The organism is Sphingobium sp. HWE2-09 (assembly GCF_035989265.1).
Lineage (GTDB): Bacteria > Pseudomonadota > Alphaproteobacteria > Sphingomonadales > Sphingomonadaceae > Sphingobium.
Window position 1 is genome coordinate 2,939,883 of record NZ_JAYKZX010000003.1, and the last position, 22,108, is coordinate 2,961,990.

A 22,108-nucleotide genomic window follows, 5' to 3' on the forward strand; every position below is an offset into this window, starting at 1 on the left:
GCCCGACCATGATGGCGGGCCATCGGCTCAAACGCTGGCTCTATATCGTCCATCGCTGGCTTGGCATCGGCAGCTGCATCCTGTTCGCGATGTGGTTCCTGTCCGGGCTGGTGATGATCTACGTCCCTTTCCCCGCGCTCACGAAGACGGAGCGGATCGCGGGATTGCCGGACATCGACTGGAGTTTGGTCCGCCTCTTACCCGGACCAACCCTGCGCGCGGCGGGAGAAACCATCCCGCCGCGCGTCCTTTTGCTGGAAATGCGCGGGCCGCTGCCGGTCTGGCGCGTCCGCACGGACGGCAGCGAATATACGATTTCCGCGTTGGACGGCACGATCCAGATGCCCCCGATCCAGACGCAGGTGAAGGCGATCGCCGAAGGCTTCGGCCATAGCCCCGCGCTGCGCCTGGACCGGATCGTGCGCGACCAGTGGACCGTCGCATCGGGCTATGATGCGCATCGTCCGCTGTGGAAGGTGACGCTGGCCGGGGGAGACGGACGCGCCGTCTATGTCTCGGGTCGGACTGGGGCAGTGGTCCTCTACACCGAACGGTCCGAACGCTTCTGGAATTGGCTCGGCTCTGTCCCCCACTGGCTCTATTTCACCGTCGTGCGGCAGGATAATGCCCTGTGGCGGCAAGTCGTCATGTGGGTGTCGGGACCGTGCATCGTCGTGGGCGTCACTGGTTTCTGGATCGGCATCCTGCGCACCCGCCTTGGCGCGCGCCGTTATCGCAACGGGAAGATGTCGCCCTATCGCGGCTGGATGGTGTGGCATCACTGGGCCGGGCTGATCGGCGGCGTCTTCCTCATCACCTGGATTTTCAGCGGCTGGCTCTCGGTCGATCCCTTCCGCCTGTTCGCCAGCGGCGGCATTTCAGCGCAGGCGCAGGCCCGATATGAGCAGGCCGCCTGGCCCGCATCCCCCGACCTTGCGCGCCTCGCCCCCCAAGCGCGCGGCGCGCGACAGGTCGAACTCGCCTGGGTCGGGGGCAGGCCGTATCTGGAACTGCGCTGGCCCGGCCGCACGCGCGTGCTGGACGCCCGCACTCTGGCCCCGTTCCGCCCCGCCATCGCGCCCGCCACGCTCATGCCGAGCACGGCCATCGACGGGATCGACCGGCTGACTGCCCCGGACGCCTATTGGTATGATCCAACCGCCTTGCCCACGCTGCCGGTGCTGCGCATCCGGTTCGCCGACGCGGCCCGCACCTGGGTCCATATCGATCCCGCGACCGGCCGGGTGCTGGGCGACATCGACGCACGGGGCCGCACATACCGCTGGCTGTTCGATCTCCTCCACAAATGGGATCTCAACGTCCTGACGCAGCATCGCCCCGGCTGGGATATCCTGTTGTGGCTCTTGTCGGCGCTGGGCCTCGTCACCTCGGTCAGCGGGATCTGGCTGGGGTGGAAGCGCCTGCGCCGCCCCGGCCCCGGACAGCCGGCGCGCAGGACCGTGAGACCGATCCGCGACATGCAAAAAATGGGGCAGAAGTGATGACGACGATACGGACAGGGCGCTGGCTATGTGCCACGCTGGCGCTATGCCAGATCGGCGTGGCGCTGGCCCATGACGTGGCGCAGGGCGACCGCGGCTATATCGCGACGACTACCGGCGTGCAGCTGGGCACCTTCTTCTATCTCGGCGCCAAACATATGGTGACCGGCACGGACCATCTGCTGTTCCTGATCGGCGTCATCTTCTTCCTCCATGGCCTGCGGCAGATCGCCACCTACGTCACCCTGTTCGCGATCGGGCATAGCACCACGCTGATCCTGGGCGTTCTGCTGGGCACGAACGTCAGCCCTTATCTGGTCGATGCCATCATCGCGCTGTCGGTGGTGTATAAGGCGATGGACAATATCGGCGCATTCCGGCGCTGGTTCGGTTGTCAGCCCGATACCCGCTCCGCGGTATTGATCTTCGGCTTCTTCCATGGGCTGGGCCTAGCGACCAAGCTGCAGGATCTGGGCCTGTCGTCGGACGGCCTTGTCCCCAATCTCATCGCCTTCAATCTGGGGGTCGAGGCTGGCCAGCTGCTGGCGCTGGCTCTCATTCTGATCGCCATGGGCTATTGGCGTCGCACCGCCAGTTTCGCGACTCACGCCTTCGCCGCCAATGTGGTGTTGATGACCGCGGGCTTCATTCTTTTCGTCCAGCAGATGACTGGCTATGTCGTGGGAGCATCCACATGAATTCGACTATTGCGGTAGCCGACCAGCCTTTGCCGACGCTACGCCGGTTGAACCGCGCCGTCCTGATCGCCGCCGGGGCCGCAGCGCTGATTGCGACGACCATCGTCCTGCCCGCCGAATATGGCATCGACCCCACCGGCGTCGGTCGCGTTCTGGGCCTGACCCGGATGGGCGAGATGAAGGTCGCGCAGGCGGGCGGGGGCGCCGCCGCACCCGCAGGCCCAGTGGCGGGCGACAGCGTCACCGACACGCCCGACGGCGGCAAACGCGTCCAGTTCGTCATCGGCCCCTATGGTGGCCGGGAAGCCAAGGCCGTGATGCAGGCTGGCGCGCAGATGACCTATGACTGGTCCACCGACGGCGCAGCGGTGGAATATGAATTTCACGGCGACCCGGATGTTCCCAAAAAGCCCGGCGACTATAGCAGCTATGAAAAAGGCACCAAGGTCAGCGCGAAGGGCCGTTTCAAGGCGGGCTTTGCCGGTCATCACGGCTGGTTCTGGAAGAATCTGACGGCCAAACCGGTCGTCGTCACCGCCATCGTCAAGGGCGGGGTCGCGACCTTCGAACCGATCTATGCGCAGGGTGAAAATGCGGCGACCGCCGCCACCGCCGCGACAACGAGTAAGACAGCTGTGGACGCTACGCCCTATTCGACGCAACTGCCGCTCAAACAGTTCATGCGCGATGTGATGAGCCATGCCGCAACCGAGGTGTGGAAGCGGCAGGGCTATATTTCGGACGATAAGGGGGTCCGCTCCCTCTTCCCCAAGAATGACGCGGAGTGGAAGGACGCGGAAAACGCCGCGCTTACCCTGTCGGAACTTACCAACATCCTGCTGATTCCCGGTCGTCGCGTCGATGAAAAGCCCTGGACCGATGGCGTGGTGGCGGTGCGCACGACCGCGCTCAAGCTCGCGACCCTTGCCCGTAAGAAGGACGAAGAAGGCTATATGGTGGCGGGGTCGGAGCTCAACGAAGCCTGTTACGCCTGCCATAAACGCTACGCGCCCGGCGTCGATTGATCGCGCCGCAATCGTCCGTCCAGCAACGCTGCCATGATAGCGCGGAAGAAGGACGAATCGGACAATGTTTCCCGGAGAATGCCACGATCCATTTGCGTCATAAGTTAGGACAAACCTTTCCGATAAGCGTATGAATCACGCTAGGCTTGCGATGTCCGGCGCGATATCTCTTGACCATTTCGTTCAAATATGACTGAATAGTCACGTGAACGGAAAAGCGTGACGCCTGAATGTGCCTCAACGAAGGCGCGGGGCTGATCGCTTGAAGCTGGCGAATTTCGTCGGCTGACGACGGTAGGAGAGTGAGAATGCGGATATATGTGACGCGCTGGGTCGGGGCTGCGCTGGCCCCGTTGCTTATTGCCGGCATCGTCCATGCCCAGTCTGCGCCCGCGCCTGGCGCGCTGCCTTCTGCGCCCCCGCCCGGCGCGATGGCGCCCGCCAGCAAGGATCCGGCCGCCGCGCCCACCGGCGCCTACAAGATCGATCTTGAACATTCGTCCGTCGTTGCCCGCGTGTCCCATCGCGGCATGTCGTTCAACGTCCTGCGTTTTGGCGTGCGTGAAGGTGCGTTGCAGTGGAACGCAGCCAAGCCGTCGGCGATCACCCTCGACGTGACGGTTGATGCGAAGCCCTATTATGCCCCGATCGTATATAAGATCCCGCCGGAAGGGCCGCAGTCGCTGGACGTCGCCCAATTCCCGCAAATGCGGTTCGTATCGACGACAGTCCGTGTGAAGGGCGGGGGCCGCGCCACGATCGAGGGGCAACTGACCCTGATGGGCGTGACCAAACCCGCCATCATCGACGCAGAACTGGTCGGCGTGGGCCGTTCGATGGAGGGCGCGCCCACCGTAGGCTTCACCGGCACGATGACCGTTGATACGGCTCAATATACAGATAAGATGATGGCGAAGATGGTCGGTAAGGCCACGATCATACTCGATGCCGAATTTATCAAAGGCTGAAGAGTAAACGGTCGACGTAAAAGTGGTGAGAGGACATCAGGCGGTGATAAGGACGAAACTTGCACCCGGCAGCGGCATGGACGAATTGCAGCAGCGCATGAGCGCCTGCATGATGGGCACGGCGGCTTCATCCGCCCCGGCCAGCGTCGCACATGAAGCGGTCGCATGCATCGAAATGGATCTGTTCCGCCAGGGATGGCCGGTCGGCCAGTCGCTCGGCGCGCTGCCCGATGTTCAGAAGCAGCTGGGCTTGGGCCGTCCTACCTCACGGGAAGCCATCACCATCCTGGAAGCGCGAGGTATGCTCGATATCCGTCGCGGCCCCGGCGGCGGGCTGTTCGTCGCCGCGCCGTCGCTGGACGATGTGGCGGGATCGATCCTGATGTATCTCGCGCTGGCCGGGGAAACCTATGCCTGTATTGAGGAATTCCGGCTGCTGACATGGCGCATGATCGTCAAGACCGCTATTTATCAGCATACATCTCTGCTGCCGCGCAACGCGCCCGCCGGTGAGTGGGGCTTGGCCGCCGACTTGGCTGAGCGGGCGGGCAACCGCACGATGGGTTTGCTGGCGCGTCTTGCGGAACTGCTGATGCGCATCGCCCATGGCGAAAAGGCGCCGGATCGCGATCCCGTACTGGAAGCCGCGATCAGGGACGGCGATTGCGCCAAGGCTTTCGAACGACTGGATACGCTGCTCCCGTCCGGAAAAATGCGCGCGCCGATCGTCGCGTTCGACGTGGTGGAGCGCGGCTTCTCGCTGGCGGGGCGCAAGTCGGCCATGGCGCTGGCGGCGCGGATGGCCCGTGAACTGAGCGGCCCAGGCAGTACGCAGGAGGCCGAGTGGGAAACCGCCCAGCGTCTTGGCTATACCGAAAATGTCGTGCGGCAGGCGCGGCGGATCCTGCAGGATTTCGGCGTGCTGCGTTGCCGACAGGGCCGCAAGGGCGCAGAATTTGCCCCGCCGACCGCGCCTACCGGTATCATTCGCCTGCTGGCGCCCAGCCTGGTGGCCAGCGCCTCGCTGGCGGTGGATATTCGCGAGGCGATATTCTTTCTCGTCGGCAGCGCCACCATAGTCGCGGCCGACCGTGTCGGTGCAGAGGATCGCCCGTCCGTCAGGACCATGGCGTCGTCTTCCAACCTCGATCCGCTGGAGGCGCTGACGCTTGAAAACCGATTGATGGAACTGAGCGGCAATCCGCTACTCGCCATCGTCGTGCGCTCGCTGGGCCTTGCCAATACCTTCATCGCCAAGGATGCGTTGATCCCGCCGCATCTCTGCGAAATCATGGCGCTCAACCGCCGGATATTGCGTGCGATCGAACAGGGTGATGCGGCTGTCGCGCGGTCGCTGGCGCAAGCCAAGTTCGACCTGATGCAGCAGCCCGCCGACTATTATCAGGACGTTGCCTAGCTTTCCGTCGAACGGGAAATGATTCATCTAACTCTTCGGGGCTGACGTAATTAACGTTTGCTCTCATTTGGGAGCAGTTACGATGAATGCGTTTGGGAAGCCCTGGTTTGCACGACTGGCTTTGGTTGCCGGTATCGGCCTGACGGCCGGTTCGGCGCTCGCGCATCATAGCTTCGCGGCCTACGACATGAGCCGGACGCTCAGCGCCGAAGGCACGCTGAAGGAGTTTCGCTGGGGGGCGCCGCATTCGTCCATGGTGCTGATCTATCTGGAGAAGGGCAAGCCCAAGGAAATGTCGGTCGTCAGCGGCAGTCCGCTGATGTTTTCCAAGCAAGGTTTCGTGCCCCGCGACTTCAAGCGCGGCGAAAAGGTCAAGGTCACCTATCATCCCAATACCGGTGGCCAGCCGGGCGGTGCGATGTCCAGCCTCAAACTATCGGACGGCCGGACTTTCTCCGACAGCGAAGCCGCCCGTGCCGGCGGTAATTGAAAGAGGCGACATGGGCATCGACAGGAAGCGCCACATCGCCCTGCGCGCCGTGCTGACCGGCATGGCGCTCTCCATCGCCACCGTCGGCGCGGCCCAGGGTTCGCCACCCCAGCTGGAGGGCGTGTGGAAGATCGCGACGCCCACAACCAGTCTCAAACCGGTGTCCGGCGCCATTCCCTTCACCGCGGAAGGGCGCAAGGCCTATGATGCGAACAAGGCGCTGCGGGCCAAGGGCAAGTTAGACGATTACGACATCACCCTGTCGCGCTGCTCCAATCCCGGCGTGCCGCGCCTGGCGCTGACGCCGATGCGGTTCAAGATCTGGAACCGGCAGAATGTCGTGACCTTCGATTATGAATGGAACCGCGCGCTGCGGCAGATCAATGTCGGCGTCCCGCCGCAGCCCGACCTGATGGGGCAGGGGCTGGTGCCCACCATGACCGGCAAGTCCAAGGGCCATTGGGAAGGCGACACTTTGGTGTCCGTCATGGAAGGTGCGTCCGACCGGACCCTGATCGACGATCTCGTGCCCCATGGCTACGACCTCAAGGTCACCGAACGCTATCGCCTGATCGACGCGAATACGTTGGAGGACCGGATCACGATCGAGGATCCGGACTATTTCACCAAGCCGTGGGACGCGGTCGTCACCTACAAGCGCCAGCCCGACGCGATTTTCCCCGAAGATGTCTGCCTCGATCGCATCGATGCCAAGCAGTCCGCCTTTCCCAAGTGACGCGGCCGCCATCTGATCTGGAGCCTTTCCGCATGACGACCCATTTTCTTTCCTGCGTTGGGTGGAAGCGCGGCGCGACCGTCGCCTTGGCCGCGTTGGCTTTGTCGATCGCGCCCACGCTGGCGCAGGCGCAGGCAGGTCCGCCTGCTGGCGGCGGGCTTGCGCTGCCGCCCGGTGCATCCGGTCCCCCACCCGGCGCACCGCCGCCCGGTCCGGTGTTGACGCCTGCGCAAAAGATCGTCGCCGACCTGCCGCCGCCCCAGCCCGGCGTCCTGCCGCCGCGCCCGCCGCTGCCCGCCGATGCGGTCATGCCCTCTGCATATCCGCAGGATCTTCAGGGCACCTGGGTCAATAATCTGCCGCTCAAATTTCGTTCGCAAACCGACATGTATGGCGCGCCTGCGCCCTACACGATGGAAGGGGCGAAGGTCATTGCCCGCCGCGTCACATCGCTCAAGGATGGCAAGCCCTTCATCAACGCATCGGCCATCTGTCGCCCGCCCGGCCCGCAATGGCAGCGTGACCTCAACTTCCCGTTCCAGATCATGCAGACCAAGGACCGCATCGAATTCCTGTTCGAGGAATATCATGGTCGCTGGACCATATCGCTCGATCCCAAGGGCGCCGACCTGCCGACGCAGAAACAATATATGGGCCGGTCTATCGGCCACTGGGATGGCGGCACGCTGGTCGTGGAATCCAGCGATTTTAAACAGGCTATCTGGCTTGATGTCGACGGCACGCCGCTGTCGGCCAAGGGCAAGCTGATCCAGCGCATTCGCAAGGTGGCGATCGATGGTCAGGTGCCGTTCCTGGAAGTCGTCACCACGATCATCGATCCGACCTATTATACCGGTCCATGGACGATCGTGCGGACCTTCGGCTGGGCGCCGCATCAGGCGGTCTTTGCCGAATATAATTGCGAAGAGCAGGTCGGCGATCCCAGCGTGCCCGTCGACGGCGGCCTGGTGCCCGAACCGGCGGATTGAGCGCCAGCCGCCGACTCACCTTCTCAGCCTCCAAAGGGACGTCACGCGCCGTCCGGTCCCGGTCCGGCATCCCGGAATATACGGTAACCTGCCTGTAACATCTAGGTTTTTCAGCCAGAACCGTTCTCTACAAGCGTTGCCATCAAAGGTCGGTCATCGTCGGGATCATCGGGACCATGAGTCGCTCCCATCCCAGCCGACACGTCCGCCCCAGCCGCGAGGAACCCCGACATGTCAGTCGAAAAATTTGCCCAAAGTCTTTACGGCACCGCGATCAGCACGGGCCTGCGCGAAACCGCGTGGATCGTCCCTGCGGTGCAGAGCGTCCATATCGTCGCGATCGCCGCCGTGATCGGCGCGGCCATCGTGATGGACCTGCGCCTAGCGGGCGTGCTGGCCACCGATGAAACGCCGCGCGGCGTGGTCAAGCGCCATCTCCCCTGGATGTGGTCGGGCTTGGCCGTGCTGCTGACGTCGGGTTTCGTGCTGGGCCTGGCCGAACCCTATCGCGTGCTCACGAACCTGGTCTTCTGGGTCAAGATGGCGCTGGTCCTTACCGGCTTCACCCTGACTTTGCTGTTCCGCTATCCCATCCTGCATCCCGATTATCGCATCGAACATGCCCGCGCGGCGCGGCTGATCAAGCCGATGGCCTGGGCCTCGCTCGCGATCTGGGTGATGGTCGTCTTCTGCGGGCGCTGGATCGCCTACTACCAATAATCCCATCTGTCCGGAGAATATCCCATGGTTCCCAGCCTCGAAACCCAGGGCGGCCTGATGCAGACGCTATATGATTCAGCGATCGGCACGGCGATCCGCGAGAGCGGGACGCTTTTCCCCTGGATTGAAAGCACCCATGTGCTGATGATCGCCATCGTCGTGGGCACGATCGCCATCGTCGATTTGCGGCTCATCGGCTTTTCCTCGCACCGTCGCGGCGCGCGCCAGCTGATCGTGGACATGCTGCCCTTTACCTGGGTGGCCTTCGTCTTTGCGATCATCACCGGCTCGCTGCTCTTCCTGTCCAACGCGACAGGCTATTATGAAAGCATGCCGTTCCGCTTCAAGCTGGTCGCCATCGCGATCGCAGGCATCAACATGGCGGTCTTCCATCTGACCGCCTATCGCAAGATCGGCGAATGGGACGACCGCCTGCCCACGCCCACCGCTGCCAAGGTCGCGGGCATCAGTTCGCTGATGCTGTGGATCCTCATCGTCTTTCTGGGCCGCTGGATCGGCTATTCCTACCCGCTCGCCTGAGCGATCCATCCTTACCGCAACAGCCATTTCGGGCGTCGGCAGTCATGTCGGCGCCCGAACTGCGTTGGAGTGTGGGCGCATCGCTGCGTCCTTACGGGGGTGGGTTGGCAGCACCGCGCCATGGGCCGCTTTCTCCGCAAATCCCCGCCGTTGCGCGCCGTTACAAAACGTCCACGCGAACCGTAACGCACAAGCGTTCTCACCGGAACATCGGCAGTGGGACAGCCATCACGCGATGGCCGACGCCGCGCTCTGCCACGGGCGGGGTCGGCCATCTCTCCCTTATAGTCCATGAGGATCGGCCCCTTGACCATGTCCCTTCGTTGCAGCGCCACGGCCATCGCGACCTGCCTGCTGTCCTTGGCGTCAGCGCAGGCGCAGGAAGCGCCCGCTAGCCCTCCCGCCGTCCAGCCTGCCGAAACGGCAACCAACGGACAGGAAGACGCCCACATCATCGTGTTCGGCCGGGGCGAATTGAAGATCGGCACGGCGCAGGCCGCCAGCGAAGGGACGATCAGCGGCTCCGACCTGCTCGTGCGCCCGCTGCTGCGCGTCGCCGAATTGCTGGAGGCGGTGCCCGGCATGGTCGCGGCGCAACATTCGGGCAGCGGCAAGGCCAACCAATATTTCCTGCGCGGCTTCAACCTCGATCATGGGTCGGACTTCACCACCTATATCGATGGCGTGCAGATGAACTTCCGCTCGCATGGTCATGGGCAGGGCTATCTCGACCTCAACGGCCTGATCCCCGAAATCGTCGCGCGGGAGGATTTTCGCAAAGGACCCTATCGCGCCGACGGCGGCGATTTCGCGATGGCGGGCGCGGCCTATATGTCGACGATCGAAAACTACGACCGGCCCTGGGCATCGCTGGAGGCCGGCTCCTACGGCCATCGCCGCATCGCCGCTGGCGGCACGATCAAGAATGTCGGCGGCGGCGACCTGACAGTCGTGGGCGAGTTTCGCGTCTATGACGGTCCCTGGCAGCAGCCCGAGCATTTGCGCCACTACGCCGCCTTCGTGAAATATGACAAGCAGACCAGCCTGGGCGAACTGGAGCTGACAATGCACGGCTATCGCGGCACGTGGAAGCCGACCGAGCAAATCCCAGAACGGATCATCGGATCATCGGTCTGCGCCGACCGTTTCTGCTCGCCCGATCCCACCGCGACCGGCGAAACGACCCGCCTGATCGCCAACGCCAAGCTGTCGGGCGATGGCTGGCGCGTCAACGCCTACGCCCAATATTATGACTGGGACATGTTCTCCAACCCCGAATATTTCGACGCGAGCGGCACCAGCGCGCAGATCCACCAGTTCGACCGCCGATCGGTCTATGGCCTTACCGGCGAAAAGGACTGGAAGCTGTCCGACCGGGTCGATCTGAAGATCGGGACGGAAAACCGCTACGACAGGATTGATCGGGTCGGGGTGCAGCATACGATCGCGCGCCAGTTCGTCAATTCGCTGGGCCTCTACGCGGTCGATGAAGCATCGGCGGCGCTCTACGCGTCGGCGACCTGGCGTCCGTTCGACGGGCTTCGCCTGATCGGCGGGTTGCGCGGCGACTATTATCATTATTCCGTCCGCGCCCTTGACGCCGAAGCCGCCGCGCTGGGGGCGGGGTCGGGGTCCGACGCCATCCTGTCGCCCAAATTCCAGGCCGCCTATCAGATCGGTCCGCATGTCGAACTTTATGCCAGCTGGGGCCGGGGCTTCCATTCCAACGACGTGCGCGGCGCGGTCACGACCACGCCGGTGCCGGTCCTGGTGCAGGGGACGGGCAAGGAACTGGGCGCACGCGTCCAGTTCGGCACCTTCAACTTTACCGCGACCTACTGGTGGCTCGATCTGGGCAGCGAATTGCGCTTCGTCGGTGATTCCAACGCGGTCGAACCGACCGCCGCCAGCAAGCGGCACGGCTATGAACTGGTCGCCTTCTGGCGGCCGGTCCCCTGGCTCGCGCTCGACGCCAATTATACGGCCAGCCATGCGCGTTATGATACGGGCGAATACATCCCCAACGCCTTCGAAAACGCGGCCTCCGCAGGCATCTCCTTCATCAAGGGACCATGGGAAGCCAGCGTGCGCCTGCGCCACCTTGGCCCCTATCCGCTGCTGGAGGATAATTCGCAGCGCGACAAGGGCAGCAACGTCGTCAACGTCCGCGGCGCGCGCAAATTCGGGTCGTTCGACATCTATGCCGAAGTCCTCAATGTGCTGGGCAGCAAGGACAAGGACATCGCCTATTGGTATCAATCCTACATCCCCGGCTTCGACGCTGCGCCGGTCGAAGGGCGGCTCAGCCGCGTCGTGGAACCCCGCACCTTGCGCGCTGGCGTGAAAGTACATTTCTAGATCGGTCGCTTTTTCGAGAATTTAGTTGAACGATCCAGTCAGTTTCGGCGAAGAGGGGGGCGCGCGACGATGATATGGCGTTTCAGCAATTGGATAGAGACGAAAAATGGCGGTTCGAACGAGACTGACGGAAAGTGCCAAGCCTTCCCAGTCATTGCTGGGCAAATTGGATACCGCACGCAATCCCGGTGAAAAGTCCGATCGCCGGATCAACCGTACGCGGCTGGCGCTACTGGAGGCGGCGCAACGGCTGTTCGCGCTGCGATCGGTCGAGGGCGTCAGCATCGACGATATCGCCAAGGAGGCGGAGGTCGCCAAGGGCAGCCTCTATAATCATTTCGACAGCAAGGAAGCGCTGGCCGACGAACTGTTCCGCATGATGCGCAGCCATGTCGCCGACCTGCTCGACGCCGCCGTGGACAGCGTGACGCCGCCGCCCGAACGGCTGGTGCGTGGCTCCTTCGTGATCCTGCGCTTCGCGCTCGACCACCCGGAAAGTGCGGCGGCGCTGCTCAAACTGTCGCCTGAACTGCTGGACGATGCTGCACCGCTCAACGTCAAAGCGCGTGAAGTGGTCATCGATGGTCTGGAATCCGGTCATTTCAAGGGCATTCCCGCCAATTCGGCGACCTTGCTGGTGGTCGGCGCATCGCTCGTGATGCTGCAGGATTCGATCGATCGCCAGAAATCGGTCAAGCGGCTCGTCGCCAAGATGATCCCCCTCATGGCCGGGGTGCTGCGGGCGCTGGGTGTCGATGCTACCAGCGCAGCGTCGGCGGCCAAGGCGGCGGCGCGGGCGACGCTGGAATAAATCACCGGCATATAGCGGAGGCAGTTACGCGCGCTACGCCCGCGGCCGGCCCAATATGTCCCGCGCGCGCGGCGCGAGCCGATCGACGGCGGCGGCGTGAATGCCCGGCGCAGAACAGAGCAGGCCGAAGGCCGTGGGCAGCGGCCGGTTGAAGCGCAACGGATCGCCCAACGCATCCGTCACCGCGCCGCCCGCTTCCTGCACGATCAGCGCGGCGGCGGCGATGTCCCATTCATTGCCCCAGCGCACGGTCGCCACCAGGTCGGCTTCGTCGGCGGCGACCATCGCCATGCGCAGCGCGATGCTGTTGGGCTTGTCCACCGTCACCAGATCGCGATCGGCGCGGGGCAATTGATCGGCGGGCACCCGCGCGCCCGGCAAGGCGGATCGGGAGCCTGCCCGCAGCGGCTGGCCGTTGCGGGTGGCGCCCTTACCCCTCTGCGCGATCCACAATTCGTTGCGCGCGGGCGCGGCCAATATGCCGATCGTGACCGCGCCATTGTCCACCAGCGCCACCGACACCGCCCATCCGGGCCGCCCGCGCAGATAGTCGCGCGTGCCGTCGATCGGATCGACCACCCAGACGCGGGGCACGCCCAGTCGGTGGACGGTATCGGCAGTTTCCTCCGACAGCCAGCCCGCATCCGGATCGATCGCCGCCAATCGATCGCGCAGCATCGCATCGACCGACAGGTCCGCCTCGCACACCGGATGACCCGGCACCTTTTCCCATTGGCGCACGCGCGTGTCACCGTCCGCCCATAGGGCAAGCGCATGGTCGGCCGCCTCCGTCACGGCGGACAGAACCGCAGGTAAAGTGGCGTCAGCCCCCGGCAACGGTCATCCCGTCGACGCGCAGGGTCGGCACGTTCATAGCATAGCGGAAATGCAGGTCGCTCGCGGGCGTCAGCGCCCGGAACATATCCTTCAAATTGCTGGCGATGGTGATTTCCGACACCGCATGGGCCACCGCGCCATTTTCGATCAGGAAGCCCGCCGCACCCCGGCTATAATCGCCGGTCACGCCGTTGACGCCCATGCCGATCAGTTCAGTGACATACAGGCCGCGCTTCACGTCGGCCATCAGGTCGCCGGGCGATATCGTCCCGGCCTCCATATGGACATTGGTGATGCTGGCGCCCGGCGCGCCGCTGCCGCCGCGGCTGGCATGGCCGGTCGGCTCCAGCCCCAGTTGCCGGGCCGACGCGCTGTCCATCAGCCATCCGGTCAGCACGCCCTTGTCGATCAGCGCGCGGCGATCCACCGGCAGCCCTTCGCCGTCGAACGGGCGCGATCGCATCCCGCGCGGCAACAACGGATCGTCGATGATGGTGACGCCTGCATCGAACAGCGCTTCGCCAAGCGAATCCAGCAGGAAGCTCGACCGGCGGGCGATCGCCGGGCCGACCATGCCACCGATCAGATGGCCCAGAAGGCTGGACCCGATGCGCGGATCGAAGATCACCGGCATCACGCCGCTTTCGACCTTCACCGGATTGAGCCGCGCCACTGCCCGTTGACCTGCGCGAATGCCGACCGCTTCGGCATCGTCCAGATCTTCCAGATGGCGCACGCTATGGCTGGCATGGTCGCGCTGCATGTCCGCGCCCGCACCCGCCAGCACGCTCGCCCAGGTGGAATGGCTGGTCCCGGCATAAGCGCCGGCAAAACCGTGGCTGGTGGCGAGCGCCACCTGGCTGCGGCCATGGGCTGCGCCGCCGCCTTCGCTATTGGTGATGCCCGGAATGCTGCGCGCGGCTTCTTCCGCCATCAGCGCGCGTTCGCGCAGCGCGGCGGGTTCCGGCTCGACCTCGTCGGTCAGGTCCAGCGCGGGCGGGCGCCTGCGCAGCAGCCGATCCTCCGGCGCCAGTCCGGCATAGGGGTCTTCGGGTGCTTCGCGCGCCATGGCGACGGCGCGATCGACCAAGGTCGCCAGCGTCGCCGGATTCATGTCCGACGCCGAAATGCTGGCGGACCGCTGGCCGATGAAGACGCGCAGGCCGATCTCTTCGCCCTCGGACCGTTCGACATCCTCCAGCGCGCCCAGCCGGACCGACACGTTGGTCGACGCGTTGCAGGCATAGATGGCGTCGGCGGCATCCGCCCCGGCCTTGCGCGCGGCGCTGACCAGATCCTGCGCGCGCGACTGGGCTTCGTCTAGGCTGAGCATGAAGCGGAAATCGTCCTTGAATGCATGGAGGGAAGGGGGTCGGCCTTACGCGCTTGCGCTGGCGCTAACAAGGCTGGGGGCGACGCCCGCCAGCCAATGGTCGATCAGGTGCCAGGCGACCGCCATTTGCGGCGGGGCCAGGAAGCGCGCATCGGGCTCGCCCGCCATCGCGGCGCGAACCTCTTGGGCGTCGCACCAGAAGGCATCCTCTATTTCGCTGGGGTCGAGCGTCAGCGCGTCATTCTCCGCCTGTCCGATGCACGCGATCATCAGCGACGACGGGAAGGGCCAGGGCTGGCTCATGACATAGCGGACGTCATGCACGCGCACGCCCGCTTCCTCGAATAATTCGCGCGCCACCGCTTCCTCGATCGTCTCGCCCGGCTCGACAAAGCCCGCCAGCGCCGAATAGCGCCCCTGTGGCCAGGCGTGCTGGCGACCCAGCAGGATGCGCCCGCGATGCTCGGCCAGCATGATGACGACCGGGTCGGTACGGGGGAAATGCTCCGCGGCGCAGGCGTCGCACTGGCGCGCCCAACCCGCTTTGGCAGGATGTGTGGTCCCGCCGCAGACCGAACAATAGCGGTGGCGGGCATGCCAATGGATCAGGCTGCGCGCCGTGCCATAGAGCGCCAGTTCCTCGGCAGGTACCAGGTCGGCGATCGCGCGGCTGCGCGGCGTGGGGATCAGATTGGGGCCAAGGTCGGCGACGATCCGCGCAAAGATCGGCCGCCTGGCCGGGTCGATGCCCAGCAGCAGATGATCCTCGACCCGCGCGTCCGGGGCCAGCGGCTCCAGCAGCAGATGCCCGTCCACCTCCACCGGCTCCAGCCCGTCCAGCACCAGCAGGCGGGCAGCCGGATCGGCAAAGGCCTCCGCTAGCGCCGTGGGATTGGTGCGGATGGGATCGACCCGATCCATATGGCTCCCGGCAAAGTCCGGCACGGCCTTCTTCGCTGGATCAGTTCCGTGCATCTGCCTGCCTTTCCTTCCTCACCATCTCCGCCGCCCGCGCGAACAATGTCGGCAATCCAGCCTCGTCAATCCGGTTGATCGGCCACCATTCGCCCTCACCCGGCAGCGTCATATCCGTGTCCACATGGGCATGGTGGATGCGCAGCGCCAGGGAGAAATGGGTGAAGACATGCGCGACCGGTTCATCGATCGTCGTCCAGTCGGCGGCGATCGGAGGCGTGGGATCGGGCGCATCGCCCCAGTCGGAACTGGGCAGCGCGCGCATTCCGCCCAGCAATCCCTTGTCCGGGCGACGGATCAGCCAGACATGGCCGTCCCGCTCGATCCACCAGCCATGGCCGGTCCGGTGCGGCCGCGCCTTCTTGGCCGCCTTGACCGGGAAGGCGGCGGGGTCCGCCGTCAGCACCGCGGCGCAATGCTCCCGGATCGGGCAAATGCCGCAGGCCGGATTGCGCGACGTGCAGATGGTCGCGCCCAGGTCCATCATCGCCTGCGCGAAATCGCCTGCGCGCGCGTCCGGCGTGATGCCGTCGGCGGCGGCGCGGATCGCGGGCCGGGCGGCGGGCAGGGGCGTCGCTATGGCGAACAGCCGGGCCACCACCCGCTCGACATTGGCGTCGATCACCACCGCGCGGCGACCAAAGGCGATGGCGGCGACGGCAGCGGCGGTATAGGCGCCCACCCCTGGCAAGGCGCGCAACCCCGCCTCCGTATCAGGGAAAACGCCACCATGCTGCTGCGCCACCGCGCGCGCGCAGGCCAGCAGATTGCGGGCGCGCGCATAATAGCCAAGCCCCGCCCAGGCGGCCATCAGATCGGCGTCCGCGCTGGCGGCCAAGTCCGACACGGTCGGCCAACGTTCCGTGAATTTCGCGAAATACGGCCCGACCGCCGCTACCGTAGTCTGTTGCAGCATGACTTCGGACAACCACACCCGATAAGGGTCGGCGGCATTGCTACCCGGCGGCGCGCGCCAGGGCAATCGCCGGGCATGGACGTCATAATGGGCAAGCAGGTCGCTCGCGATTTTTCTGTCTCTACCCTCGACGTGCATGGCGACCCTATGCCATGGTGCGGGGCATGACGGAACGCCCGGTCCCACCAAAAATGAAGATGCGCCCGGCCCCCGCCGCCGAACGCCCCCGCACCGGTGCGCCGCGCGCCATTGCGGACCTGATGCCCGACATCGGCCGCGCCGCCTTTCGCAAGTTCGGGTTCGTCCAGTCCAGCATCGTCACCCGCTGGGCGGAGATTGTCGGCGCCCATTATGCCGCCATCTCCGCGCCCGAATCGATCCGCTTCCCGGTGGGTAAGAAGGCCGACGGCACGCTGCAGCTGACGGTGATGAGCGGCCATGGCCCGATGGTGCAGCATATGCTGCCCGACATCGTCGACCGGGTGAACCGCTTCTTCGGCTATGCCGCCGTCGCGAAAGTCGCGATACGGCAGGGCGACATCCGGCCCGCTACCGCCGAACGCCGCCCGCCGCCCCGCAACCTCAAGCCTATTCCGGTCGAACTGGGCAATTCGCTGCGCGACATCGGCGACCCCGAACTACGCGCCGTGCTCGAATTGCTGGCGCAGGGGCTTGCCAACAGCAACGGATTGCCGAAGATCAACTGAAGCGATTGACCCAAAAATCGCGCCAGAAGACGACGCCATTCGGCTCCGGTTCAGCGGAGCCAATTTACGGACGCCCCCGATGAAGAAACTGTTCCTGCCGCTCGCTTTGCTCGCCGTTCCCGCCGCGCTGGTCGCCGCGCCCGCCGCCAATTGGGTGAACCGGGTCGTGCTGTCGCCGATCGGCGGGCATGCGATGGGCAATCCCAACGCGCCGACCAAACTGGTCGAATATGTGAGCTACACCTGTTCCCACTGCGCCCATTTCGTCGGCGAAGCGAGCGCGCCGCTCAAGAGCGACTATGTGAAGGGCGGCAAGGTCAATGTCGAAGTGCGCAACGCCGTGCGCGACAAATATGACCTGACCGCCGCGCTGCTCGCCCGCTGTGGCGGCCCGGCCCGCTTCATGGGCAATCATGAAGCGCTGTTCGCCAACCAGACCGCCTGGATGCCGCAGATCGAAGCCTATGACGGTGCGACCGACAAGCCTGCCGAGCAGATCGCCGCCATGCGCGACATCGGGCAGAAGACCGGCCTCTATACGCTGATGAACAAGCGCGGCTTCACCAATGCGCAACTCGACGCCTGCGTCGGCAACCCTACGTCGATGAAGCAGATCCTGGCCATGACCGACGACGCCTGGAACAAAGTGAAGATCACCGGCACGCCCGGCTTCACCGTCAACGGCACGCTGGTCAAGGGGTCGAGCTGGGATATCCTGCGGGCTGCATTGCCCCCCATCGCGCGCTGATCTAAACCCAGACCTTATCGTCCTGTCATCGGAGCCTTGCCCGTCGTGAAAGCCGTTTCCGCCATCGCCCTCATCGCCGTCAGCCTGACCCTCGCCGCCTGCGGCAAGAGCGAGGAAGGCGCCAAGCCCAGCGGCGAAGCCATCGCCGCCGTCGCGCCGCCCGCTGGTGCCAGCTGGTCGGAAACGATCGCGGACACGCCCGAGGGCTATTATCTGATGGGCAATCCGGCCGCGAAGCTCAAGCTGGTCGAATATGGCTCCTACACCTGCAGCCATTGCAAGGATTTCTCCGCCGAAGCGTCGGAGGAGATCAAGAAGATCGTCGATACCGGCAAGATGAGCTTCGAATTCCGCACCTATGTGCGTGATCCGATCGACCTGACCACCGCGTTGCTCGCCCGGTGCGGCGGCAAGGACATCTTCTATCCGCTGTCGGAACAGTTTTTCGCCAATCAGGCGGCGATGTTCGAAAAGGTGCAGGGCAACGAAGACGCCTTCCAGGGCGTCGACAAGCTGCCCGCCGCGCAGCGCCCCGGCGCGATCGCGCAGATTGCAGGCCTGGTCGAATTCGCCCAGCAGCGCGGCATTTCCGCTGATCAGGCCAAGCAATGTCTGGCCGACACAGCCGCCGCCGAAAAGCTGGCGAAGGGTGTCGAAACCGCCAACAGCCAATATCAGATTTCCGGTACGCCCAGCTTCCTGATCAATGGCGCGCTGGTCGACAATGTCGCCAACTGGGCCTCGCTTCAGCCGAAGCTGAAGGACGCGGGTATCTGATTGGGCCAGGGGGGGCTGATATCTTCGTTTAGGAAGGCCGGGGCGGCGCGCTGCCCCGGCACGACCCCATGCAGATAAAACGCCTCAAACTGTCCGGCTTCAAAAGTTTCGTCGATGCGACGGAACTGCGGATCGAACCGGGCCTGACCGGCATCGTCGGCCCCAATGGGTGCGGGAAGTCCAACCTGCTGGAAGCGATCCGCTGGGTCATGGGCGAATCCAGCGCCAAATCCATGCGCGGCGGCGGCATGGAGGATGTGATCTTCGCGGGCACCACCACCCGCCCGCAACGCGACTTCGCCGAAGTGTCGCTGCTGACGGTGCAGGAGCAGGGCGAGCTGTTCAACGCCGTCGATGTCGGTGCGGACGGCGAACTGGAAGTCACCCGCCGGATCGAACGCGGCGCAGGCAGCGCCTATCGCGCCAATGGCCGCGACGTGCGGGCGAAGGATGTGGCGTTGGTCTTCGCCGACGCCGCCACCGGCCCGCACAGCCCGGCACTGGTTAGCCAGGGGCGGATCGCCGCCGTCATCGCCGCACGCCCGCAGGAACGGCGCGCCATGCTGGAGGAAGCGGCGGGCATCGCCGGCCTGCATGTCCGGCGCAAGGATGCCGAGCAGAAATTGCGCGCGGCCGAGGCCAATCTTGCCCGGCTGGACGAGATATTGATCGACATGGATGCGCGCGCCAACAGTCTGCGCCGCCAAGCCAAGGCGGCGGAACGCTATATTCGCCTGTCCGACCAGATCCGCGTCGCCGAAGGTCGCACCCTCTTCGCCCGCTGGCGCGAGGCCAATGCCGGTGCGGAGGCGGCACGCGCCGAAGCGAAACAGGCGGACACCGCCGTCGCCGCCGCGCAGGAAGGGCAGATGGCCGCCGCCGCCCATGCGCAGGCCACCATCGCCACCTTGGCCGATCGCCGCGCCGCCGCCCAGAGCGCGCGCGACGAAGCCAATGAGGCGGGCCATCGCCTCACCGCGCTCCGCACCGAGCGGGAGGCGATCGTGCGCCGTCTGGCCGACCTTGCCCAGCAGGCGTCGCGGCTGGAGGAGGATCGGGCGCGCGAAGGGACGCTCGCCAATGATGCGGCCGACGCCATCGCCCGGCTGACCGCAGAGATAGCTAAGCTGAAGGGGCGGGTCGCGGAGACGGAGAAGCTGCGCCCGGCCTTCGTCGCCCGTATCGCTGCTGCCGAGGATGCCGCGCGCGACGCCGAACTGGAGCTGGCGCGGGCGATGGCGACGCAGGCAGCCGAACAGGCCGAGTTGCGCGTCGCCGAAGCGGCGCTGGCCGCCGCGCGCAGTCGTCTGGACCGGGTGGATCGGGATGTCGCGCGCCTTGCCGCCGAAGCCGGGGCGCTGCCCGACGCTGCCCCGCTGGACGCGCAGCGCGCCGCCGCTTTGGCCGAGCAGGAAAAGGCCAGGGCCGATCGCGACGCTGCCGAAGCCGCGATCGGCGCGGCGGACGCCGACCGTCAGTCCGCCGCCGATGCGCGCGCCGGGGCCGAGGCGGCGCTATCGGCTGCGCGCGCGGCGCTGGCCGCGCTGGACAGTGAGGCGGCGGCGCTCAAGCGGGCGGTCGATGGCGGATCGGGCAACCGGTCCCGCGCGCTTGACCAGTTGAAGGCCGCGCCCGGCTATGAACGCGCTTTGGCTGCGGCATTGGGGGATGATCTGGAGGCTCCGGTCGGTGCGGATGGCAAGCGTCGCTGGGCTGGTGCGGATGCGCTGCCCGGCGATCCGCCGCTGCCTGTCGGCGCGACTCCATTGGCCGCCCATGTCACGGCCCCAGCGGCCCTGGCCCGCCGTCTGGCGCAGATCGCGGTGGCGGAGCGGGATGAGGGCCAGCCGCTCGCTGTCGGTCAGCGCCTCGTCACCCTCGATGGCCAGATGCGCCGCTGGGACGGCTATGTCGCGGTGGAGGGCGGCGCGGCGGCGGCCGAACGGCTGATCCGCCTCAACCGGCTGGATGCGATCGCTATCGCGCGGCCTGCGCTCCAAGCCGATGTCGAACAGGCGGCTGCGGCCCAGGAGGATGCCAAGACGCGCGAACAGGCGGCGACCCAGGCGCTGGGCCATGGCCGGACTGCGCTGTCGCAGGCCGACCAGCGCCTGCGCGCGGCATTGCGCGCGGCGGACGAAGCGACCACGGCGCTGGAACGGCTGGCCGGGCGGCGTGAAGGGATAGAGGAGCGCCTGGCCGAGGCGCAGCGCGACCGCGACGCGGCGCAGGCGGAATTTGGGCGGGCGGAGGCTGGTCGCGCGGCCGTGCCCGATGGCGCGGAAACCCGCGCGCTGGTGGAGGCGCTGTCGCAAGCCAGCGACAAGGCCCGCGCCGCCGTCAGCCAGTTGCAGGCGGATCAGGCGCTCGCCGATCGCGCCTTGTCCAGCGACCGCGAGCGGCAGGTCGCCGCCGATGTGGAGAGCAAGGGCTGGCGCGCCCGCGCGGGCGAAGCGGCCAAGCGGATCGCCGCCATGGTGGCCCGCGCCGGGGAGATCGAGGCCGAGCGCGACGAGATCGTGGATCGCCCCGACGCCCTGGCGCAGGCGATAGCGAGCCTGAGCGATCGGGGTTCGGCCCTGACCGATGCCGCCGACGCCGCCCGCCGTGCTGAGCAGGAGGCGGAAGCGGCGCTGCGGAACGCTGAAACCCGTGCTGCCCAGGCGGGCGAAGCGCTGGCGGCTGCGCGCGAAGCCCGCGCCACCGCCGTCGCTCGTGCCGAAGCGGCGGATGAACGGCGGATCGAGACTAATCGCCTGTCGGGCGAGCGGTTCGAATGTCCGCCGCCGCTGCTGCCCGAAAAACTCGGCTTCCCCAGCGCCGAGGTGCGGTTGGCGCAGACCGAACTGGCCGACCATGACCGGTTCCACGCCGAACGCGAACGCATCGGCCCGGTCAATCTGGTCGCGGCGCAGGAACTGGCGGAACTGGAAGCCACCCAGGCCGCCAGCCGCGCCGAAAGCGCCGAACTCACCCAGGCGATCAACCGTCTGCGCGGGTCGATCGGCAGCCTCAACCGCGAAGGGCGGCAACGGCTGCTCGCCGCGTTCGAGGCGGTGGACGGCCATTTCCGGCGGCTGTTCACCACCCTGTTCAATGGCGGGCAGGCGCATCTGGAACTGATCGACAGCGACGATCCGCTGGAGGCGGGGCTGGAGATCATGGCCCAGCCGCCGGGCAAGAAGCTGGCGGCGCTTACGCTGTTGTCGGGCGGCGAGCAGGCGCTGACCGCGGTCGCACTGATCTTCGGCCTGTTCCTGACCAATCCCGCGCCGATCTGCGTGCTGGACGAGGTCGATGCGCCGCTGGACGATGCCAATGTCGAGCGCTTCTGCGACCTGCTCGACGCGATGGTGGCGCAAACCAACACCCGCTATCTGATCGTCACCCATAATGCCGTCAGCATGGCGCGGATGCACCGGCTGTTCGGGGTAACGATGGTCGAGCAGGGCGTCAGTCGATTGGTATCGGTCAACCTGCAAAGCGCCGAGGCGCTGCTGGCGGCGGAATAGGATCGTCGTCCCTTAACTTCGCACATTTCCCGCTGATTTCGACATAAAG

The 22,108-nt window shown here is 65.8% G+C and carries 20 protein-coding genes; 16 read left to right on the top strand and 4 right to left on the bottom strand.

Features of this window, described 5'->3' with window-relative positions:
- The first annotated feature begins 8 nt into the window (after positions 1 to 8).
- The 12 genes from U5A89_RS19875 (at position 9) to U5A89_RS19930 (ending at position 12,254) form a co-directional block, all read left to right on the top strand.
- Complete coding sequence (locus U5A89_RS19875) at positions 9 to 1,502, top strand: PepSY domain-containing protein (RefSeq protein WP_338162721.1); 1,494 nt, start codon at positions 9 to 11, stop codon at positions 1,500 to 1,502.
- Positions 1,502 to 2,200, top strand: a complete 699-nt coding sequence (locus tag U5A89_RS19880) for a HupE/UreJ family protein (RefSeq protein ID WP_338162722.1) — start codon at positions 1,502 to 1,504, stop codon at positions 2,198 to 2,200. The genes U5A89_RS19875 and U5A89_RS19880 overlap by 1 nt, the downstream gene beginning before the upstream one ends.
- Positions 2,197 to 3,225, top strand: coding sequence for a hypothetical protein (locus U5A89_RS19885; RefSeq protein WP_338162723.1), 1,029 nt, complete (start codon positions 2,197 to 2,199; stop codon positions 3,223 to 3,225). The genes U5A89_RS19880 and U5A89_RS19885 overlap by 4 nt, the downstream gene beginning before the upstream one ends.
- A 308-nt stretch (positions 3,226 to 3,533) precedes the next feature.
- Positions 3,534 to 4,193 (top strand): YceI family protein, encoded by a 660-nt coding sequence (locus U5A89_RS19890; RefSeq protein ID WP_338162724.1) that lies wholly within the window; start codon positions 3,534 to 3,536, stop codon positions 4,191 to 4,193.
- Between the two features lie 43 nt (positions 4,194 to 4,236).
- Positions 4,237 to 5,610 carry a hypothetical protein gene (locus U5A89_RS19895; protein ID WP_338162725.1) on the top strand — a complete coding sequence of 458 codons (1,374 nt, stop codon included), beginning with the start codon at positions 4,237 to 4,239 and terminating at the stop codon, positions 5,608 to 5,610.
- Between the two features lie 82 nt (positions 5,611 to 5,692).
- Positions 5,693 to 6,100, top strand: a complete 408-nt coding sequence (locus U5A89_RS19900) for a DUF6152 family protein (RefSeq protein ID WP_338162726.1) — start codon at positions 5,693 to 5,695, stop codon at positions 6,098 to 6,100.
- A gap of 10 nt (positions 6,101 to 6,110) precedes the next feature.
- Positions 6,111 to 6,836 carry a hypothetical protein gene (locus U5A89_RS19905; RefSeq protein WP_445190679.1) on the top strand — a complete coding sequence of 242 codons (726 nt, stop codon included), beginning with the start codon at positions 6,111 to 6,113 and terminating at the stop codon, positions 6,834 to 6,836.
- A gap of 32 nt (positions 6,837 to 6,868) precedes the next feature.
- Positions 6,869 to 7,825: a hypothetical protein gene (locus U5A89_RS19910; protein ID WP_338162727.1), complete on the top strand. Its 957-nt coding sequence runs from the start codon at positions 6,869 to 6,871 to the stop codon at positions 7,823 to 7,825.
- Positions 7,826 to 8,056: 231 nt separating this feature from the next.
- Complete coding sequence (locus tag U5A89_RS19915; protein WP_338162728.1) at positions 8,057 to 8,545, top strand: DUF6644 family protein; 489 nt, start codon at positions 8,057 to 8,059, stop codon at positions 8,543 to 8,545.
- Positions 8,546 to 8,569: 24 nt separating this feature from the next.
- Positions 8,570 to 9,085 (top strand): DUF6644 family protein, encoded by a 516-nt coding sequence (locus U5A89_RS19920; protein WP_338162729.1) that lies wholly within the window; start codon positions 8,570 to 8,572, stop codon positions 9,083 to 9,085.
- Positions 9,086 to 9,397: 312 nt separating this feature from the next.
- Positions 9,398 to 11,443, top strand: coding sequence for a TonB-dependent receptor (locus tag U5A89_RS19925; RefSeq protein WP_338163127.1), 2,046 nt, complete (start codon positions 9,398 to 9,400; stop codon positions 11,441 to 11,443).
- 166 nt (positions 11,444 to 11,609) lie between these two features.
- Positions 11,610 to 12,254 carry a TetR/AcrR family transcriptional regulator gene (locus U5A89_RS19930; RefSeq protein WP_338162730.1) on the top strand — a complete coding sequence of 215 codons (645 nt, stop codon included), beginning with the start codon at positions 11,610 to 11,612 and terminating at the stop codon, positions 12,252 to 12,254.
- A gap of 33 nt (positions 12,255 to 12,287) precedes the next feature.
- Here the strand turns inward: U5A89_RS19930 and U5A89_RS19935 are convergent, their stop codons facing one another.
- From U5A89_RS19935 to U5A89_RS19950, 4 genes are read right to left on the bottom strand one after another with little or no spacing between them, the layout of a single operon-like run.
- Entirely contained in the window at positions 12,288 to 13,091 is an 804-nt protein-coding gene (locus tag U5A89_RS19935) for an inositol monophosphatase family protein (protein WP_338162731.1), read from the bottom strand.
- Entirely contained in the window at positions 13,078 to 14,424 is a 1,347-nt protein-coding gene (locus U5A89_RS19940; RefSeq protein WP_338162732.1) for a TldD/PmbA family protein, read from the bottom strand. The genes U5A89_RS19935 and U5A89_RS19940 overlap by 14 nt, the downstream gene beginning before the upstream one ends.
- A gap of 45 nt (positions 14,425 to 14,469) precedes the next feature.
- The gene (gene nudC / locus U5A89_RS19945) at positions 14,470 to 15,399 is read right to left on the bottom strand and encodes an NAD(+) diphosphatase (protein ID WP_338162733.1); all 930 of its coding nucleotides are present in this window, start codon (positions 15,397 to 15,399) and stop codon (positions 14,470 to 14,472) included.
- Complete coding sequence (locus U5A89_RS19950; RefSeq protein WP_338162734.1) at positions 15,386 to 16,453, bottom strand: A/G-specific adenine glycosylase; 1,068 nt, start codon at positions 16,451 to 16,453, stop codon at positions 15,386 to 15,388. The genes nudC and U5A89_RS19950 overlap by 14 nt, the downstream gene beginning before the upstream one ends.
- A 26-nt stretch (positions 16,454 to 16,479) precedes the next feature.
- Between U5A89_RS19950 and U5A89_RS19955 the strand changes: the two genes are divergently transcribed.
- The 4 genes from U5A89_RS19955 to U5A89_RS19970 all read left to right on the top strand — a co-directional run bounded on the left by U5A89_RS19955 (position 16,480) and on the right by U5A89_RS19970 (position 22,059).
- Complete coding sequence (locus U5A89_RS19955; protein ID WP_338162735.1) at positions 16,480 to 17,022, top strand: DUF721 domain-containing protein; 543 nt, start codon at positions 16,480 to 16,482, stop codon at positions 17,020 to 17,022.
- A 79-nt stretch (positions 17,023 to 17,101) separates the two neighbouring features.
- Complete coding sequence (locus tag U5A89_RS19960; RefSeq protein ID WP_338162736.1) at positions 17,102 to 17,770, top strand: thioredoxin domain-containing protein; 669 nt, start codon at positions 17,102 to 17,104, stop codon at positions 17,768 to 17,770.
- Between the two features lie 45 nt (positions 17,771 to 17,815).
- Positions 17,816 to 18,547, top strand: coding sequence for a thioredoxin domain-containing protein (locus tag U5A89_RS19965; RefSeq protein ID WP_338162737.1), 732 nt, complete (start codon positions 17,816 to 17,818; stop codon positions 18,545 to 18,547).
- A 68-nt stretch (positions 18,548 to 18,615) separates the two neighbouring features.
- On the top strand, positions 18,616 to 22,059 hold the full coding sequence (locus U5A89_RS19970; RefSeq protein ID WP_338162738.1) for a chromosome segregation SMC family protein: 3,444 nt from the start codon (positions 18,616 to 18,618) through the stop codon (positions 22,057 to 22,059).
- Positions 22,060 to 22,108 lie beyond the last annotated feature (49 nt).